This is a genomic window from candidate division WOR-3 bacterium (genome assembly GCA_016926475.1).
Classification (GTDB): Bacteria; SDB-A; SDB-A; order SDB-A; family SDB-A; genus JAFGIG01.
This window is the reverse complement of record JAFGON010000075.1, coordinates 1-18619: the sequence shown is the minus strand read 5'-3', so window position 1 is coordinate 18619 and position 18619 is coordinate 1. Positions and strand designations below refer to the sequence as shown.

Below are 18619 nucleotides of genomic sequence, written 5' to 3'. Positions count from 1 at the left end.
AAACCTTTCATTTGTCAGCTGAACCTGTGATCATTATCAAAAGGGTGTTCAATACGAGCTGTAAATCGAGCCAGGGGCTTACGCTGTGGGCGTAAATCAAATCGAGCAGGATCGTGTCTGAAAAACTCAGACCCCTGGATTTCAAGACCTGCCAGATGCCGGTGCAACCTGGTTTTATTGAGTATCTTTTTTTGTGCCAGTCGTCATAAGCCAGGTATTCCGATAAAAGGCAGGGTCTTGGACCGACAAGGCTCATGTCATTTTTGAGGACGTTGAAGAATTGGGGGACTTCGTCGAGGGCTGTTGCTCTGAGAAAGCTCCCAATCCAAGTTATTCTTTTTTTGTCGACGATTTTGCTGATGACATTGTTTTCATTTTCAATAGCTTCTATGTAGGCGTCGTTTCTTTTCTCGGCGGATTTTTTTTCTGAAAGCCGCATGGTCCTGAACTTGTAAAAATTGAAACGCTTGCCATTTTTCCCCACCCTCGGCTGGGATATTATACCCGGACCGTCTGAGGAAATTTTTATCAAAGCCCATAACGTCGCTAAAAGAGGAAGTGATAGGGCTATTATAAAAAGTGATAAAAATAGGTCCGCGGCTCTTTTAAAATATTTGTACCAGAAGAAATAAGGAGACATTCCGAGAGAGAATACCGGTATATCGCAATATTTGTCTGTTCTGATAAAGGTCGCCAGCCTTTCGTATTGAAGGGAGGTGAATTCAATGTTCTTTATTGAAGGGTGAAGCTTTGAAATTATAGATATAGCGTTTTTTGTCGATGTGTCCCTCAGAGCCACAAAAAGGTCGGTAGGCGCGAATTTGTCTATTATGTCCGAAGCTTTTTCAAAAGAATAAATCTCCAAATCTTCGTGTTTTCCGTCTTCGTCTTTGATCTTGAGGGCGGCTACTACCTGACATCCGTAAGCTTGGTTTTTTTCAAGGTACGTCACGCATTTTGCCACTATATCGGCGTCTCCTATGACGAGCATTCTCCTTTTGTTGAATGGTACTTTTGAAACATACCTGTGAAAAATCGGGTAGAAAAAAACCCTCAAAATAATCAGCAGGACGAGGGAGAAAGAAGGCCAATAGATGAGTACGAGCCTGCTGTCGGTGAAATGATAGTTCAATTTGGTGATGTAGTTGAGGAATGCATAAAAGATAGCTGAGGTGAAAAGAGCCTGAAGTAGGCCCAACGTGTGGCCGAAACGGTTGGTGAGCATTTGAATTTTATACAAACCGAAAAGGTGAAAAATGAAAACGGCGAACAGAGAGAAGAAGAAAAAGACGATCAAATTGACGGATATATGTATTTGACCGAATAAAGCCACTTGTGGTTTAATAAACCCTGAAAACCTTGCTATTTGCGCTGAGGCGAAAGAAAAATTCAACGAGATCAAATCTATAAGGAGGAGATCGTATTTATACTTTATAGCTCTTTGTCTTGTCATTATAGATCAATTCCAATCAATTGTTGAACAACTAATTATTATATCACTGGAGGGGGAATGAAAAAAATTAAATTTCTCGATTTGAACACTCAGTATAATTCGATAAAAGAAGATATTGACCGCGCTTTATTTTCGGTGATTCGGGATTCAGCTTTTGTCGGAGGCAGATATCTCGAAGAATTTGAAAAGGGGTTTTCTGTTTACACCAAAAGAAAACACACTATAGGCACAGCCAACGGAACCGCAGCTCTTTTTTTAGCCCTTAAAAGCCAGGGCATAGGAAAAGGTCACAGAGTAGCTCTTCCAGCGATGACTTTTATAGCGACGGCAGAAGCCGTGACATGGGCAGGCGCCGAGGTAGTTCTCGTGGACGTAAAAAAAGAAGATTTGCTCATGGATGTAGAAAAACTTTCTTGTGTGAAAAACGTCCAGGCGGTAATTCCCGTGGACCTGTTCGGCAAGATCGCCGACGTCGAAAGCATCAAGAAAACCGCGGAGGAAAAAGGGCTGAAAGTTGTATGGGACTGCTGTCAAAGTCACGGAGCTAGGATGAATTTACAGGCAGAAGAAAAGGTTTCGGGGGAATTTGGAGACTGCGCTTGCTTCAGTTTTTATCCGGGAAAAAATTTAGGCGCATACGGCGATGCTGGAGCCGTAGTCACCGACTCGGATCAATCCGAAGCATACATAAGAAAACTTGGGAATCACGGCAGAGAGGGAAAATACACCCACTCCCTGGAGGGGTTCAACGAAAGACTCGACGGAATTCAGGCGGCGGTTTTGAGCGTTAAATTAAAACACTTGGATCGTTGGGTCCAAAGAAGAAGAGACATAGCGGATATTTACAGAGAAAGACTTTCATCTCTTGGTGTCTGGACCCAGTCCCCGGGTGAAGACGGCTTACCTGCCTATCATATATTCGCCATCCAGCATTCCAAAAGAGACGAACTTGCCGGTTATTTAAACGAAAATGGGATACAGACAGGCGTTCATTACCCTTTTCCGCTGCATCGGCTGGAAGCATACAAATACTTGTGGCACAGAAAGGGGGATTTCCAGGTGGCGGAAGAAGCAGGGGAAAGGCTTTTGTCTCTTCCAATTTATCCTGAACTGGAAGATGATGATGTAAACATGGTCTGTGATGAAATCGGAAGATTTTGCTTGAAAAAAGGTTTTTAGGGTTCAGAAATATTTCTATCCAAAACAGAATGAATATAGGGTAAAATAAGTTGTGAGATTTAAAGCGTTGTTTTTATCGCTAATTTTATTTTCGGCTTTAGATATATACGGAACCGGATTCCAGATATACAGAGAACCAAGTGAAGATAAATTATCTTTCCTCGTGTTTTTCAGGGTCAGCTCAAACGATTTGATCTTTCTCAGGGATGATTCGCTTTGGAAAGCGACATACAGGCTTGTAATTGAAGTCTTCGATGAAAAAGGTGAAGTCGTTCAGGGTGAAATAGTTCAAAGAGACTGGCATCTTCAGGAATACATGAAAACGCTGATGCGTTCAGTCACAGATGATTACTCATTTTCATTCTACGTCGAAGATTTCAACGCCGGGAAAATAGGCGTCACCTTTTCGGACGTAAACTCCTGCAAAAAAAGTCAGTTGTTCGTATCACTTGATAACCCTGTCAGAACCGTCGGAGAAATATTGATTATGAAGGATGACTCAATAGTCTTTGGAGACGAGTTGGGATACGGGGAGAGATACGATATATACTCGTCGTCCGTTATAGATCCTTGCATCTTTTCTCTTTCCCGGGGTTCGGTTCAAATAGAAACCGAACAGTGTGAAACTTCCACGCTCCTTGGACAGGATATCTTCAGACATACTTTTACAGCTCCGAAAGACACTGGATTTTACATTGTCTCTTTCTCCAACGGACTCGACACTACGAGAAGAACCATCAGGGTAATAAACCGAGAGTATCTCGATTCCGTGATGACCGAGAAGATGGTGGAGGAACTCGTTTTCGCCGTACCTCCTAACCAGCTCCAAATTTTATCGCGGAAGAGTATCGAGGATAAAGCGGCTTTTTTAAACGAATTCTGGGGTGGACACGACCCGACGCCGTCTTCAGAAAGAAACGAGGTTATGGAGATCTATTACAGAAGAATAGAATTCGCTGACGAGAGGTTCGTCGAAGGCACAAAAGGGTGGAAAACAGACAGGGGAAGAATCTATGTTCTTCTTGGTTTGCCCGATGAAATCGAAGATTATTCATTCCAACTTGAAACAAGACCGTTTCAGATCTGGTACTATTATTCCAGAGGCCTGAAATTTACTTTTGTCGATGAGCATTTGATAGGAAACTATGAATTAACTGAACCTAGGGGGTGGCTCGATGTTTGGCGCGATTATTTTGACTATAATTAGCAGCCTATTTGTATCCGAAGGCGATATAAGGTTTTACGTTCAAACTTCAAGGTATCTTGACAGATCTGGTGTGACATGGCTGGAGATGTATATAAATGTTCCATCCAACCCTTTATACAGCTCGGTGAATTTAAATCTCGATGTAGTTGACGAAAATGACAGCACGAGAATGTCGACATCGTGGCCCTTGGAGATACCCTCCACAGGCACGGATTACTCGGCGCTGGACAATTTTTCAATTGACCTCACCCAGGCATATACTCTTAAGATAACTCTCACAGAGACTATGGGCACCAGGGAGGGCAGAATTTCTTTCAGAGCTTCGCCTCTGGAACAAGGGACTCCGCTCTCTGATATTTTTCTCTCCAAAAGCGTTTCCGCGTCTTCTGATTCCGGATTTTTGGTAAAAAACGGACTTTTGATTTACCCTCTTTTCGACAGGGAGATGACTGTTGTAAATCCTAAACTCATTGTTTATTACGAAGTCTATCCTCAAACAGATTCGATCAACGTCATTTCTTCGGTTTTGGATAGCGAGGAGAATGAGGTGTGGAAATACACTTCATTTATCGGCGATGTCGAAAGCGGCGGTTATGTCGGAAAAGTCATAAACGTGCCTATAGGAGACTTCGAAGACGGAGACTACACGTTTAAAATTTACCTAAACGGCGTGGAGAGAACCGAAAAATTTTCGGTAAACTGGCAGCCTGTCGACATAGCACAGGAGACTGTCCAGATGGAAATGTCGGATTTAGCCCAGAAGTATTACACCAGGATTGAGATGCTTTTAACAGTGAACCAACTGCAGGTCTATGAAATACTCGAAGAAGAGGCAAAAGACAACCTGGCGAGAATTTTCTGGTCCACAAGAGACCCTAACCCCATGACACCCATCAACGAAGAACTCGAACTTTTCGCCGAGAGAATGGACTACGCTGAAGAGCATTATTCAAGCGGTTTTGAAACAGGTTCTGAATCGGACAGGGGCAGAATATACATTCAAAACGGAAAACCCGAAGAAATCGAAATTATCCCTGCCGACGACCACTATGTCCCCAATGAAATATGGATTTACTGGCGTTACGGAAGGAAATACGTATTCGCCGACATGTCCGGACACGGAGTTTTCGAACTGGTCTATTCAAACGACCCCAACGAGACAAATCATCCAAACTGGGAGAAGTACACGAATGAGAATATCGGAGATATTTGGTGAGGAAAAAGATATTAGTTATCGGCTCTGGACTCGCCGGTCTCTATTTTGCCCTCGAAACGAGTAAGAAATACGATGTATTGATTCTGACAAAAAAAGAGGGGATCGATGCCAACACAAACTTTGCTCAGGGAGGCATAGCCGCTGTTCACGGCAAAGACGACTCGTTCAGCTTTCATTTTGACGACACTGTATCCGCGGGTGAGGGGCTTTGCCATCTCGAAGCTCTCAAAGTCATGGTTGAAGAAGGCCCTTCTCTCGTCGAGAGGCTTTTTTCTCTCGGGGTCGAATTCTCGATGGCAAACAGCGGACCCGAACTTTGGCTTGAGGGAGGGCATTCCAGAAGAAGGATATGGCACGCTAAGGACAGCACTGGAAACGCTATTGAAAAAACCCTTCTTTCTCTCGTCAAAAGCAACAGCCACATAGAACTCAGAGAGACGACTATGGTCGTGGATCTTATCATGGAGAATGGCGTGTGCAAGGGAGTAAAAACCATTTTACCGGATAAGAGAGTTCTCAAAGAAGAAAGAGCTCAAGCTGTGATGATAGCATCCGGCGGAGCCGGGCAGGTATTCGAGTTCACGACCAACCCGAAAATAGCGACCGGCGATGGTATAGCTATGGCTTACAGAGCCGGAGCTCAGATTTGCAACATGGAATTCATCCAATTTCACCCCACGAGTTTGTACGAAGAGAACAGGGACGAAAGCATGAATTCTTTCCTGATATCCGAAGCGGTTAGGGGAGAAGGGGCGGTGATTAAATCCATCTCGGGAGATGAGATCATGAAGGGAGTCCACAGACTCGAGTCTCTTGCTCCGAGAGACATAGTCGCGAGAGCTATACACTCCTACATGACAGAGACAGGAGACAAACACGTCCTTCTTGACATTTCAGAAATTTCTCTTGAAAAGTTCAAAACAAAATTTCCCCATATATACGGAGAATGCACCAAAAGAAACGTCGACCTGTCAAAAGGGTTCATACCTGTAGTTCCTGCGGCTCATTACATGTGTGGAGGTGTAAAAATTGATTTGAACGGACAGACGGGAATCCCCAACCTTTTCGCTTCGGGGGAGACGGCTTTCTCCGGAGTTCACGGCGCAAACAGACTGGCTTCGAATTCGCTTCTCGAGACGCTCGTATTTTCAAACAGGGCGGCTAGGTTTCTTCTCAATGAGGACGAGGTCGTACGCGGTCAGAACAACCGCGAAATAAAGATGGACGAAATGGATTGTTCGGAGAAAAAAGACGAGGCCGAGACCATGAAAATGAAACTGAAAAGAACCATGTGGAAAAATTGCGGCATTGTAAGGATGAAGGAAAACCTCGATGAAGCAAAAGAGGTTTTAGGGGAGATGAAAGCCTCTCTCGGCGGTGATAAAAGCGGCGAATACTCGGCTTCGGGAGTCGAACTTAGAAACATGATCATCGTATCAGATCTGATAATCCGATCCGCTTATTTGAGGGAAGAATCAAGGGGTTTGCACTTTAGAAAAGATTACCCTCAAACAAAGCAGGAATTTTCTCGGGACACTGTATTGTCAATTTGAAAGGAGGAATGATGAAAATCTCCGTGACGGTCAGAAATGAAGAACTGAAGGATGAATACGTCAAAATGCAGGACAAGATTGACAAAAAACTGGACAAACTGACACAGTTCGCTAAAGAAATACACAACGCGAAGTTGATCGTCGACAAAAGCGGAGTTGACACGTTGGTGGAAATATCGCTCCACTCCCACAACAAGGAGTTCTATTCAAAAGCCCTGAAAAAGAACTTGAAAGAGAGTTTCAATTCCGCTTTCGTAAAAATACAAACTCAGATGAAGAAAGAATACGAGAAATACTCCTCAAAAAGGCATAAATAGAAACTTTCAGAAATCGTAGGAGACGTCGGCGTAGAAGACGGCGTCTCTGTAACTTTCAATCTTGGGGTTGCCGGCTATGTATATTTTTAAAACAGCTTCGTTTGTACCCAGAGAAAACCCGGCTCCGAAACTGTGTTCCCTTTCCACTTCTTTCTGCGTGTCTTCGTACAAGAAGAATTCGTAGAACAGCATTACATGACTTGTCTTGCCGGTCAGAACGCGGGGTTCAACAACAAATATCGATCCTTTTCTCGCCGATATACTCTCGTTTAAAAAACCCCTTGGGCCGTTTTCGCCTCCGTACAGTATTTTCAAATCTTCCAGGTCGGCGTCTGTCAATATGGCTTGAGTTGTCGATGCAAGTCTTAGCGTGAAAGGTTTCAATGGCAAGAAAGTCTCTGCGGATAGGGTGAAAGAAAAATCGTAATAGTTGACGCTGTTGGAAGTCAAAGAGCCGTTTTTGACCTCAAGTTTTCCCAAAAAACCACGTGACGGGTTTTTTTTGTAGTCGATAAAATCGCAAACAACGCCGCTGACGTTTCTGTACGTTTCCCAGCGTCCGTTGGTTGACGAAAAATCCAGGTATTCCAAACCGCTGTATATACTGGCGTATTGCAAGTTGTAATACAATTTGATTTCTGCGGTAAGCCTGTCTGACTGTTCGTCCCTTCGTATTGATAGTCCTGCTTCGGCGTCCAAAGGTCTTGAGAAAAGCCATAAGACTTTGGAGGAAAGGGCCAAAAGAGTCTTTTTTTCGTCGGGTTTTTCCCAGTTGACAGACAAAGAATGTCCTGACCCGGCTATGTTTTTGATGGTGGCGTAGATTTTGCCGCCTGTCGCGTTGGTTTGGGGCAAAACAAAAAATGAACCCGAGACAGTGTTAGTCCTCCTGGACTTTACGGGTATGACGAGTGAGGCGTATTCGATTCTGCCCGTGTTGACAAGGTAGGGGTTTTCGCTTACCGTCAAAAAACCGAGTTCGTCTATATTATTTGTAGCCCGGGATATTCTTCTGGAGTCAAATAAAAAATCCGACCTTGGAAGTCGGGATTCGAGCAAAAGGAAGTGCTGTGAAGTTGAATGATTCCCGGTGAAAACGACGTCTTTTATCGTCACGTAAGGTCCCTCTTCGACCTTGAATTTCACCGACATTCCGCTTTCTTCAAACGCGAGTTCTTCCACGAATACCCGCGCGTAAGGTTTTCCGGTTGAAAGATAAAAAGATAAAATTTCTTCTGCGGCTAATTCGACGTCTTCCGTTCGGACTAGTTTCTGTTTTAGACTGTCGGGAAAAGAAAATGCGCCTTCGATACTCAGGTTGACGAAGGCGCTAAAAAAAAAAACAGGCTACTTACGCAGAGGTGCATCTTGCATGATGTTTTTCAGCTCGATGTCATGGTGAAAGACAAAGTATCGGTTAAGCGGTATGTCCAGAACATCGCCCAAGAGTCTGCAGCTGTCGGTGTAGCTGAATTGTATAGCGACACTGTCACCAATTTCACCTTTCCCTTTCCGCCTTATGAAAATGCTGTCGGGTGATATGGTTACCCCTTTTTCTTTCATGAATTGGACGAGTTTTGTCCTGATGACTTCATTGTCTTCGAACCTGATTTTTTCATCCGCTTTCTTTCTGATTTCGTATTGGCGGATTGGTATCGCCAAAAACTGAAAGCCGATATAACCAGCTATTAACAGCAGGAGAAATGAGAGCAATGCCCATTTCTTTGCGGCGCCATTTTTGGTTGTGTGTGTTTTGTCCATTTTCAGTATATCTTCTTGAGCCTTGCGGCTTCTCTCAACTGTTGTACATTAGCGAGTTTCTGCTGAGCCTGGGAGACGTATGAGCCGGATGTAGCGTTTGAGAAATATGAAATTGCTATATCACAGTTGGCTATGCATTCGTCCCAGTTCTGGTTGTTCCACGCGTCTACGGCCGCGGCTTGGTATTTTGTGCCGACCAAAACGTTCAGGTAGCTGTCGGTTGGATAAGAAGAGAGGGCTTCCTGGGCGAACTGCATTGCCATGGAAGTCTGACCGGAGCTGTTTAGAAGGCTTATCACTTTTTTATAAGCCGACAGACCGCCTCCGCTTCCGATAGCCCTTCTGAAGATGGCTATGGCTTCGGATGTCCTTCCGGCGACCGCGAGAAGAGAGCCGTATTCCATCAACCTCTGCAAAGATGAATCGCTCTCTATCAGGATTTCCATGTGCTGGATGGCTTTGTCGTATTCGCGCATTCCCTGGTAGGCTTCCGCTAACCACGCGTGAATTTCAATCCTGTCCGGATAAGCGATTAAAATCTCCTCGAGAAGGCTCGAAGCTTTATCGGGACAACCTATTCCGACATAGCATTTCGCCATTCTCTGTTTGAGAGCGAGCAGAACAGCGGAATCTTCAGTGAAATCAATCGCTCTTTCCAAATACGGCAGGGCTTCGTCAAATTTGTCCTGCTTTGTGAGAATATCAGCCAGACCGAGTATCGCCGTAGAATTCGTTGAATCTATTGAATAGGCTGTTTTATACATTTCCTCGGCTTCGACGAAATTTTCCTGATCACTCAGATACCCTGCGTATTCGATGTAGGGTTCTATTCTGTCCGGGAAAGTCGTCATCATATTCTGCCAAACCGAAAGAGCGGCTTCGGTGGAATCTATCTCTTCATAGAGGTTCCCGAGTCCGACGTAAGCTTCGGTGTAGTCTGAAGAACAAGCGATGGCTTTTTCGTAAAATTCGACCGCCTCCATCCACAACCTGCTCCTCTGGTAGTTTATCGCGAGGTTGTAGAATTTTTTGCATCCGTATTCATCGCTTGCGAGTGAATTGTCTTCCCCGTTTAGAACCTGACCGGTGGTCTGGCAGGTCATGACGAGAAACATCAATATCGGCAAAAATCCCGCTTTTTTAAATATTCCAAACATTATCCCTCCAAATCTATTCATGCAAATTCTGCCTTGAATTAAGTCTATTCACTGCTGTATTCTACAGGATCTATAGCCTGAATGTTTTCCATGGAGTAATCGTAAGAAGCTTTGGCGACTTTTCTCGTGGTGACAGGAGTGTTGTTTCTATCGGTGGCGTGAGCCGCAATAAAATACTTTCTGAAAGGGTCGGAAGTTTCGTAGATAAAATCCTCAAGAGCGATGGCTTCTTTTATCTCCCTAAGAGTTGTGGAGTCTTCGATCAAAGCCAAAGTGTCAAAAAGCCATAAACTGTTCGTCTCGTTGTTTTGCGCATACGAATAACTCTCAAAAGAAAGCGTGTATTCGCCTTTCACGAATGAAATCAACCCGCTGTCTTTCACCGCCAGAAGATTCGAAGGTGTAACTTCGTATATGTGATAAGGCATTTCAGAAGTTCCGTCGCGGACAGCGATGATGAAATTCGTGTCTTTAACGCGTAAAACAGCTCCGAGGCTTTCGTTTTCTCCAAAATTCAATGACGCGTTCAGTGTGTCTATAATCAGGTGTCTGTCCGAAGACCTCAGGTAGTAAACCCACCTTCTCACGAGAAACTCGTCTTTTTTCAGAAGGATGCTGTCGTCTGATTCGTTGAAAAGAGTCGTGTCGGTGATGTACGACAGAGCGACTGAATTTTCCCTTGAATTTATGAATATTCCGGTGTCGTCAACAATCAGTTCAACACTGGCATTTTCGGGGACGAGATTCGCCGAGATGTATGGGTAGTAACCTCTGACCTGGTAAAACTTATCCATTGACTGCCTGAGATTCTTCAGCGCGAGGTCAGCTCTTTTAATTTTACCCGAAGCGTCCGCTTCAGATTCAGTGACACAGGAGAAAAGACTCAACAGTAATGCAACCGAGAGAAATATTATAAGACACTTCTTCATGCTACCTCCATCTTATTGTCGCGACTTATGGTGGAGCTGACGGGATTCGAACCCGTGACCTATTGACTGCCAGTCAATCGCGCTAGCCAACTGCGCCACAGCCCCACTTAAAAAGTTATTTTATACTCATCTTTTTTTGTGTCAAGGTTTTTTAGAGTTTTCAAAGAAATAAAAGCGGCCCAGCCGGTTATAAAGCCGGTTAAGACACTGAACGCGAAAACAAAGGGGAAAAGGGAAGAGGTTATGCCCCTGATCAGAATTTCGGCGAACAGAAGAATTACCAGGTTATGAGCACAGCTCGCGGGTATGCTCGCGCCTATCGGTCCTGTTTTTAAAACTCGGATGAAAACCGCCATCAACGTAAAACTTGAAATTGATGCAAATAATACGGCAAAAAAAACAGGACTTAGGAATGAACCTGACAAAAATCCGTAAGCGGCGATTTTTAAAAGCGTTGTAATCAGCGCCGTCGATGTCCTTCTGTTGAGAATCAGGTAAAGAACAACGGCGTTGCCGAGTCCGATTTTAAAGAATGTGGGGTTGAGAAAGCTCTCTATCGTATGCAGAGAGACTACCAACGAAGAAAAGACAGAGAGTTCGATTATTTTTCCCAAGCCGATTTTCATATCAATAAGTCGTCGCGTCAATATCTTGTTTTTCGCCTTCTATGGAAAGCCAAACTCCGTTAGGCAGACAGGTGGCAGATTCCCATGTGCGGCTTATCCATCCCCTTTTCACGCATATCTGTTTCGGGCAAGGAGAGGATGCTATTCTCGCCCTTCCGGATTCGATTTGGATTTCACTTCTTCCGATTCTCCCCTCGACGGAGAAAGACGTGTCCTTTGAAAGGGGAACCGAAACATTTTCACCCTGGGCTGTTTCCACAACGGCGTAATAGCTTTTTTCTTCCGTTTTGAATTTGTTGATTATTAAAATGACGGCGAGAGCGAAAAAAATTCCGACTACAAAGTAGTCTCTCTGATAGGGATAGAATTTTAAAATGCTCTTCATCTGGGTCAGAACTGTATCCCGGTGTCTCTGCCGCACTTAGAGCATTTTCCATCCCGGATTCCGATTATGTCAGCAGAGAAATACGATCTTTCAATCCAGAGGTTTAGGCAATCCGGGCAATAAGTGTCGTTTTTACCAGCTTGAAAGGTATTCCCAAGGTAAACGAACGACAGATAATTTTTAGCTATCTCGTAAAATCTGCCGAGTTTTTCCTCGGATGTCGGGGGCGCTTCGTATTTATAATGGGGAAAATATCTCGATATGTGGTATGGAATTCGAGGGTCCACAGAAGCAATAAACTTAGCGGAGTTTTCAATTTCGTCATCGGTGTCGTTGAATCCGGTGACGACGAGTGTCGTCACTTCGACGTGAACCGAATTTTCTTTGAGAAGTCTGATTGTCCTGAGCACCGAATCGAGATCTCCCTTGAGTATTTTTCTGTATTTTTCACTTGAAAACGTCTTTAAGTCTATGTTCGCCGCGTCTATCAGGGGTATGATTTTTTTAAGAGGCGCTTCATTTATGACGCCGTTGGAGACTATTACGTTGCAACCCCCGTTTTTTTTAACTTCCTCACCCGCATCGAGAATGTATTCATACCACACCAGAGGTTCCGTGTACGTATAAGCCAAACCTACAGATCCGTTTTTTCTCGACAATTTGCCGGCATTTTCCGGGGAAAGGTAGATTGTCTGGGCGTTTTCCTGGGAGATCTCGGAATTTTGGCAGTAAGGGCAGTCGAGGTTGCACCCGTTGGGTCCTATTGACAAAATTACCGAACCTGGTTTGAAGTGGTAGAGAGGTTTTTTTTCTATGGGGTCTATCGACATCGAAATTGTCTTTCCATAGCCGATGTTGTATAGTTCTCCACCAACGTTCCCCCTTACTCTGCATAGTCCTGTTTTGTTTTCTCCTATGACACATTCATGAAAACAGAGAAGGCATTTGACCGAGCCGTCTGGCATTTTTTGGGAGAACAATGCTTTTTTCAAGGTCTGAATTCCCTGTGGGGGCAGTTCCATTTGATTACGTGTCTTTCAAAACCCGGAGAGCAAATAAACTCAAGTGTAGTGTCCGACAAAACCGCCAATAGAATATCGAGATTTTTTTCTTTTGCTATGTTCATGCTCTTTTCCAAGGGCAGAATCATGAACGCCGTCGAGTAGGCGTCCGCTTCCTCTGCCTTTTCACAGACGACCGTCGCGCTGGCGATTCCTTCCGATGGGCTCAGGGTAAAAGGGTTTAAAACGTGGTGATACCTAACTCCGTCTTTGACGGCATACCTTTCATAGTCGCCGGATGTGCATACAGAAAGGTTTTTTAGTGATAAAACAGCTACGAGTTCGTTTGGTTTTCTCGGGTGCAGCACTCCAATTTTCCATGGCTTCTTGTCTTCGCGAAAACCCAGAGCGCAGATGTCTCCGCCGGCTTCGACTAGGATCCCTTCCGCTCCAAGAGAATCGCAAATTTCAGCGGCTGTCCTTACGGCGAGACCTTTTGCGATGCCTCCGAGGTCGGGTTTCATCCATTGAGTATAAACCAACAATCCGTTTTCGACGTTAGGAAAACAAAGTTTTCTGACTTCTATCAACGAGTCCAACAATGACCTGTCGGGAATTTTTATGTCTCCCGCGTCGAAATCTCCCCAGAGCGCGGATACTTCTCCGAGAGCTGGGTCAAAAGCCCCTTCGGTGGCATTGTTCATTTCGCAGGACTTTTCCCAGAGATAGACCGACAACGGATCCAGTGGAGAATCTATGAGAAATCTGTTCTCGGGTCCGAAGAGAGAGTCGAACAAAGAAAGTTTTTGTGAAGCCTTTTGCAGGCAGTTTTTCAAAGTTTCCCGGTCTTGACCGGTGACTACGATTTTGATTTTGGTGTCCATGCATATAAAAGAAGTCTCTTCCCTGAAAATTTCCCGGGAATTTTTTGAACAGGAAAAAATCGCGACGAGGGAGACGAAAAAAATGATTTTTTTGAAATTCATATTAACCCAAAAAGCTTCGCTAAAAATTCTCTGTGTTCCAAAAACATCTCTTGAATGGTTTCTGCCCCTACGATTTTGCCTTTTCCTATTCCCGGGCAAGGCAGAGAAAAGAATTTTTTCTCGTCCTGCAGATTGCTTGACCAGAAAGGATAAGTTCTGCACTGAACAGGTCTGACTGGATATATCATACACTTGTTTTGGAATAAAAACCTGCATTTAGAAGGGTGCCCGTCTTTTATGATATTGTTTCCGTCTTCATCTCTGGCAGTGTATTTTAGCCGAAAATCATCTTGGGAAATTCCGAGAAATTTTGGAATTTTTATCATATCTTCTTCAGAAAGATAGACCACTCCGTTTTCGACGTCGCAGCAGGCTCCGCAATTCTGACACTCGAACCTTATTCCCCGTTCAAAAAAATACTTTGACATCGCAGTGTTTTCCTTTTAGTTTATTTCGGTTCTGAAAATCCAGCTCTAATTATATTACATGAAAGAAAAAAAACACAAAACCATATTTTTCGATTTTGACGGAACTCTCGCGGACACGATTTGGATATGGGAATCTATAGACGAGAAGTTTCTCGCGCAACACGGTATAGAAGTCCCTATGGACCTGAAATCGAAAATCGAGGGCATGTCTTTCGAGAACACTGCGGTGTATTTCAGGGAAAATTTCGGAATAAAAAGCTCTACGGAGCAGATAGTCGCCGAATGGTTTGAAATAGCCAGAAAACCCTACGAGGAAGAAGTGGAACCAGTAAAAGGCGCTGTAGAAATTCTGACGGGATTGCGGAAAGACGGTTACAGGATCTACCTTCAGACTTCAAACAAAAGCGAACTCGTCATCCCTGTTTTAAGGAAATTCAGCATGGATGGGTTTTTCGACGGTATGTTTTTTTGTCAGCACAAGGATTTGACAGAAACATATCTGAAAGTTCTGGAGGAGACCAACTCGAAAGTGAATTCATCCCTGTTGGTCGACGACGCTCCGACTGCTCTTGAAGCGTCGAAAAAGGCGGGTATTACAGCGGTTGATGTCCTGATTTGCAAATCAGAAAAAGAAAAAGAGGAAGAAAGAAAAATAGGGTTCATAGATTTTTTTGTAGAAGAGACTCTCGAAGAACTGGCCCGGTTTTTGAACTAATAAAAAAAGAGCGGTGATCAACACCGCTCTTTTTTTGACCTGACCCTGAGATTACCCGAATATTCCCTGGTCGAACATTGCTTTGGCGACCTTTTCAAACCCGGCGATGTTGGCTCCGTTGACATAGTTTCCGGGCGTCCCGTAATCTTCAGCGGCTTTTCTGGCAGCTTCGTGGATGTTTATCATGATATTGTGAAGTTTTTTGTCCACTTCTTCAAACGACCATGATGTAAAAGCGGCATTTTGGCTCATTTCAAGACCGGAAGTTGCTACTCCTCCGGCGTTTGCGGCTTTAGCCGGTCCAAAGAGGATTTTTTTGTCGAGGAAAACTTTTACGGCGTCAGGGGTAGAGGGCATATTGGCGCCTTCTCCCACGGCCATGCACTTGTTCGACACAAGAGCTTCGGCGCTTGTCCCGTCGATTTCGTTCTGAGTCGCGCTCGGGAAAGCGACATCGCACTTGATCTTCCAGATGTTTGTCCAGTTTTCTTCGTATTTCGCGCCTTTGTGGTAATCCAGATACTCTTTTATTCTCCCTCTCTTTATTTCTTTAATCTGTTTGACTGTGTCGAGTTTTATGCCGTCTGGGTCGTAAATATAGCCGTTTGAGTCGCTCATTGCGACTGGTTTTGCGCCGAGTTGATAAAGTTTGTCGACAGTGTAAATAGCTACGTTTCCAGAACCGGAGACAACCGCTGTTTTGCCTTTGTAGGTTTCTCCCCTTGTCTTGAGCATTTCCTGGACGAAATAAACGCATCCGTATCCGGTGGCTTGCGTCCTGGCGAGGCTTCCTCCCCAAGTCAGACCTTTTCCGGTTAAAACCCCTTCAAAACTGTTGGTGATTTTTTTGAAGGTTCCGAACAGGTAACCTATTTCTCTTCCTCCCACTCCGATATCACCGGCAGGGACGTCTGTGTGAGCGCCGAGATACCTGTACAATTCGGTCATGAAACTTGTGCAGAAATTCATGACTTCACGGTCTGATTTTCCCTTGGGGTCGAAATCGGAACCGCCCTTACCACCGCCCATGGGAATTCCGGTGAGGGCGTTTTTGAATATCTGTTCAAAACCGAGGAACTTGATTATTCCGAGATACACCGAAGGATGGAACCTCAAACCGCCTTTGTAGGGTCCTATTGCGGAGTTGAACTCAACACGAAAACCCCTGTTGACCCTGATTTTGCCAGTGTCGTCCATCCAAGGAACTCTGAATATAATCTGCCTTTCGGGTTCCACAAGCCTCTCGAGTATACCAGCATCCTTGTATTCAGGGTGTCTTTCGAGAACAGGTTCGATGGATTCAAGGACCTCCTTGACGGCTTGAATAAACTCTGGTTCGTTTGCGTTGCGTTTTTCCACGGCAGTCATGATTTCTGAGACATACGACATCCGTTTTCCTCCTTTTGAATGTTCCTCTATTCGGTCTTTTAGGTAATAGAAAATTAAAATATATCCGCAGCTTTGGAGTGTCAAGAAAAATGTATTTATACAGCGTCGAAAATAGTGTAAATAATAACACGAGTTGTAGATTTTTTGTTTTTTGCGCTGAAGGAGGATGACCATGAGTTTTATAACAGGTGTTTTTTCAAGAGAGATACTCGACTCCAGGGGCAACCCCACTTTGCAGACCGAGTGCTATCTTGAAACTGGTGAAATCGGGGTAGCGGGGGTTCCATCGGGCGCATCAACAGGAACCCATGAAGCGGTAGAACTTAGGGACGGAGACAAAGCTCGTTACGGCGGGAAAGGGGTTTTAAACGCCGTTAAAAACGTCAACGAAGAAATTGCCCCGGAAATAATCGGAATGGATTCCCTCGACCAGGCCGCCATTGACGAAATGCTGATAAACCTCGACGGCACACCTAACAAATCAAGACTCGGAGCGAACGCGATACTTTCGGTGTCTCTCGCTGTTGCAAAAGCCTCCGCGGAGGCCTGCCAGTTGCCTTTTTACAAATACCTCGGGGGAGTCAACGCGAGAACTCTTCCTGTCCCGATGTGCAACGTCCTCAACGGAGGCAAGCACGCCGTCGGAGGAGTCGATTTTCAGGAATTCATGATCGTACCAGTGGGAGCGTTGAACTTTTCAGATGCGATTAGAAAAGTCGCCGAGACATACCATGCCCTAATAAAACTCGTTCTTGAAAGGGGTTTTTCCGCGGGGTTGGGGGATGAAGGCGGGGTCGCCCCTTCTCTCAAGAAAAACGAAGAGGCGATGGATCTCATCCTGCTGTCTATTGAAAGAGCGGGATACAGACCTGGTGAAGACCTCGCAATAGCGCTCGACCCGGCGGTGTCGGAAATTTACAAGGACGGGCTTTATAACCTGGAAAGGGAAAACCGCAGGCTTGGCTCGGACGAAATGATTACTCTCTGGACTTCGTGGCTGGAAAAGTATCCCATAATATCCTTGGAAGACGGTCTCGCGGAAGACGATTGGGAAGGTTGGAAAAACCTCAACCGGGCTCTCGGAGACAAAGTGCAGTTGGTGGGTGACGACCTTTTCGTAACAAACATGAAGAGGCTTCAAAGGGGAATAGACGAAAAATCCGCCAATTCGATACTCATAAAGCTCAACCAAATAGGAACCTTGACCGAGACAATTCAGTGCATCGAAATGGCTAAGAAAAACGCCTGGACGACTGTTATCAGCCACAGAAGCGGAGAGACTGCCGACACTACGATAGCCGATTTAGCTGTGGCTGTGAACTCGGGTCAGATTAAAACCGGAGCCCCCGCGCGGAGCGAGAGGGTCGAGAAGTACAACAGACTGCTCGTCGTCGAGGAAGAATTGGCCCAGGTGGCGGTATATCCCGGAAGAAAGGCTTTCAGATAGGATTGAAATACAAAGTGATTTTTGCCTTCATGGCTGCCGTCGCTATAGCGATCGTGTTTAAAGCTGTTTTCGTTGGACCTGAAAGTTTCGTCGCTTTAAATAAAATGAGAAAAAAGAACGACTCTCTTGAATACAAGCTCGTCGAGCTAAAGATGAAAAGAGCTCTTTTGAGCTACAACCGTCAAAGGCTTGAAAGAGATACTGCATACTGGGAGCGGGTTTTCAGGCTTTCCGGCATGGGTAGGAAGGGAGAAGCTTTTTTTGTGATAAAAAACGACAGCCTTGTTTTGATCTACGATTTTCTCGACTCTCCCGAGTGAGGCGTGAAAGACATGGACAAAAAAGCCAAAGTGCATTTTTCCGGTGTAAAAAACGCGACTGCCGAAGAGGCTCTTTTGAAACTGATCCCCTCGATACCAGAGGTTTTAAAAGGAACCGTAGCCGTAAAAGTTCATTTCGGCGAGAGGGGAAACAAAACCCATCTGTCCTCCGATCTTCTCGCGGCATTGTTGAAAGCTTTGGGAGAAAAGGCGCGGATGAGTTTTGTCACCGACACCAACGTTCTCTACAGAAGCGAGAGGAGCAGAACTGTAAGCCATCTGAACCTCGCCTACGACCATGGATTTTGCCAGGAAAAACTAAAAGTTCCGGTATTGATCGCCGACGGTTACGACGGAGGAGATGTTGTGAGGGTGAAGACAAAAGGCGTACATTTCAAGAATTTTCCAGTGGGCGGGGCTATATTCAGAGCGGACAGCCTGCTGGTTTTTTCGCATTTCAAAGGGCATCTTCTCGCCGGAGTTGGGGGGGCGATAAAAAATCTTTCCATGGGCGGAGCTTCAAGAGCAGGCAAGCAAATGATGCACGCCG

At 45.0% G+C, this 18619-nt stretch carries 20 protein-coding genes and 1 tRNA gene; 9 read left to right on the top strand and 12 right to left on the bottom strand.

Annotation, left to right across the window (positions count from 1 at the left end):
• Window positions 1-7 precede the first annotated feature (7 nt).
• Entirely contained in the window at window positions 8-1453 is a 1446-nt protein-coding gene (locus JXA84_07785) for an exopolysaccharide biosynthesis polyprenyl glycosylphosphotransferase (protein ID MBN1151098.1), read from the bottom strand.
• A 57-nt stretch (window positions 1454-1510) separates the two neighbouring features.
• Between JXA84_07785 and JXA84_07780 the strand changes: the two genes are divergently transcribed.
• Genes JXA84_07780 through JXA84_07760 form a run of 5 tightly spaced genes read left to right on the top strand, consistent with a single transcriptional unit; the run spans window position 1511 to window position 6925 of the window.
• Window positions 1511-2632 (top strand): DegT/DnrJ/EryC1/StrS family aminotransferase, encoded by a 1122-nt coding sequence (locus tag JXA84_07780; GenBank protein MBN1151097.1) that lies wholly within the window; start codon window positions 1511-1513, stop codon window positions 2630-2632.
• Window positions 2633-2684: 52 nt separating this feature from the next.
• Complete coding sequence (locus JXA84_07775; protein ID MBN1151096.1) at window positions 2685-3839, top strand: GWxTD domain-containing protein; 1155 nt, start codon at window positions 2685-2687, stop codon at window positions 3837-3839.
• Entirely contained in the window at window positions 3808-5055 is a 1248-nt protein-coding gene (locus JXA84_07770; GenBank protein ID MBN1151095.1) for a GWxTD domain-containing protein, read from the top strand. The genes JXA84_07775 and JXA84_07770 overlap by 32 nt, the downstream gene beginning before the upstream one ends.
• Window positions 5052-6608 (top strand): L-aspartate oxidase, encoded by a 1557-nt coding sequence (nadB, locus tag JXA84_07765; protein ID MBN1151094.1) that lies wholly within the window; start codon window positions 5052-5054, stop codon window positions 6606-6608. Before JXA84_07770 ends, nadB begins: the two co-directional genes overlap by 4 nt.
• A gap of 11 nt (window positions 6609-6619) precedes the next feature.
• Entirely contained in the window at window positions 6620-6925 is a 306-nt protein-coding gene (locus tag JXA84_07760) for an HPF/RaiA family ribosome-associated protein (GenBank protein ID MBN1151093.1), read from the top strand.
• 6 nt (window positions 6926-6931) lie between these two features.
• Here the strand turns inward: JXA84_07760 and JXA84_07755 are convergent, their stop codons facing one another.
• The 10 genes from JXA84_07755 to JXA84_07710 all read right to left on the bottom strand — a co-directional run bounded on the left by JXA84_07755 (window position 6932) and on the right by JXA84_07710 (window position 14198).
• A complete protein-coding gene (locus JXA84_07755; GenBank protein MBN1151092.1) occupies window positions 6932-8107 on the bottom strand; it encodes a hypothetical protein in 1176 nt (391 codons plus the stop codon).
• A gap of 165 nt (window positions 8108-8272) precedes the next feature.
• Window positions 8273-8686, bottom strand: coding sequence for a hypothetical protein (locus JXA84_07750; GenBank protein MBN1151091.1), 414 nt, complete (start codon window positions 8684-8686; stop codon window positions 8273-8275).
• A gap of 2 nt (window positions 8687-8688) precedes the next feature.
• Window positions 8689-9843: a tetratricopeptide repeat protein gene (locus JXA84_07745; GenBank protein ID MBN1151090.1), complete on the bottom strand. Its 1155-nt coding sequence runs from the start codon at window positions 9841-9843 to the stop codon at window positions 8689-8691.
• 44 nt (window positions 9844-9887) lie between these two features.
• Window positions 9888-10772: a hypothetical protein gene (locus JXA84_07740; GenBank protein MBN1151089.1), complete on the bottom strand. Its 885-nt coding sequence runs from the start codon at window positions 10770-10772 to the stop codon at window positions 9888-9890.
• Between the two features lie 28 nt (window positions 10773-10800).
• Window positions 10801-10877, bottom strand: a tRNA-Ala gene (locus JXA84_07735).
• A 2-nt stretch (window positions 10878-10879) separates the two neighbouring features.
• Window positions 10880-11398, bottom strand: coding sequence for a Gx transporter family protein (locus JXA84_07730; protein MBN1151088.1), 519 nt, complete (start codon window positions 11396-11398; stop codon window positions 10880-10882).
• Between the two features lies 1 nt (window position 11399).
• Window positions 11400-11783 carry a NusG domain II-containing protein gene (locus JXA84_07725; GenBank protein MBN1151087.1) on the bottom strand — a complete coding sequence of 128 codons (384 nt, stop codon included), beginning with the start codon at window positions 11781-11783 and terminating at the stop codon, window positions 11400-11402.
• A 5-nt stretch (window positions 11784-11788) separates the two neighbouring features.
• The gene (gene amrS, locus JXA84_07720) at window positions 11789-12775 is read right to left on the bottom strand and encodes an AmmeMemoRadiSam system radical SAM enzyme (GenBank protein ID MBN1151086.1); all 987 of its coding nucleotides are present in this window, start codon (window positions 12773-12775) and stop codon (window positions 11789-11791) included.
• Window positions 12772-13770 carry an FAD:protein FMN transferase gene (locus JXA84_07715; GenBank protein ID MBN1151085.1) on the bottom strand — a complete coding sequence of 333 codons (999 nt, stop codon included), beginning with the start codon at window positions 13768-13770 and terminating at the stop codon, window positions 12772-12774. Before JXA84_07715 ends, amrS begins: the two co-directional genes overlap by 4 nt.
• Window positions 13767-14198 (bottom strand): YkgJ family cysteine cluster protein, encoded by a 432-nt coding sequence (locus tag JXA84_07710; GenBank protein ID MBN1151084.1) that lies wholly within the window; start codon window positions 14196-14198, stop codon window positions 13767-13769. The genes JXA84_07715 and JXA84_07710 overlap by 4 nt, the downstream gene beginning before the upstream one ends.
• Window positions 14199-14256: 58 nt before the next feature.
• Here JXA84_07710 and JXA84_07705 point away from each other — a divergent pair, with 58 nt between their 5' ends.
• On the top strand, window positions 14257-14913 hold the full coding sequence (locus JXA84_07705; GenBank protein MBN1151083.1) for an HAD family phosphatase: 657 nt from the start codon (window positions 14257-14259) through the stop codon (window positions 14911-14913).
• Between the two features lie 51 nt (window positions 14914-14964).
• On the opposite strand, the gene gdhA is transcribed toward JXA84_07705, so the two are convergent.
• Window positions 14965-16302, bottom strand: a complete 1338-nt coding sequence (gdhA, locus tag JXA84_07700) for an NADP-specific glutamate dehydrogenase (protein ID MBN1151082.1) — start codon at window positions 16300-16302, stop codon at window positions 14965-14967.
• Between the two features lie 172 nt (window positions 16303-16474).
• Between gdhA and eno the strand changes: the two genes are divergently transcribed.
• The 3 genes from eno to JXA84_07685 all read left to right on the top strand — a co-directional run.
• Entirely contained in the window at window positions 16475-17749 is a 1275-nt protein-coding gene (gene eno, locus JXA84_07695; GenBank protein ID MBN1151081.1) for a phosphopyruvate hydratase, read from the top strand.
• A 29-nt stretch (window positions 17750-17778) separates the two neighbouring features.
• Complete coding sequence (locus tag JXA84_07690; GenBank protein MBN1151080.1) at window positions 17779-18069, top strand: hypothetical protein; 291 nt, start codon at window positions 17779-17781, stop codon at window positions 18067-18069.
• 3 nt (window positions 18070-18072) lie between these two features.
• The coding region (locus JXA84_07685; GenBank protein ID MBN1151079.1) for a DUF362 domain-containing protein at window positions 18073-18619 on the top strand (547 nt) is incomplete at its 3' end.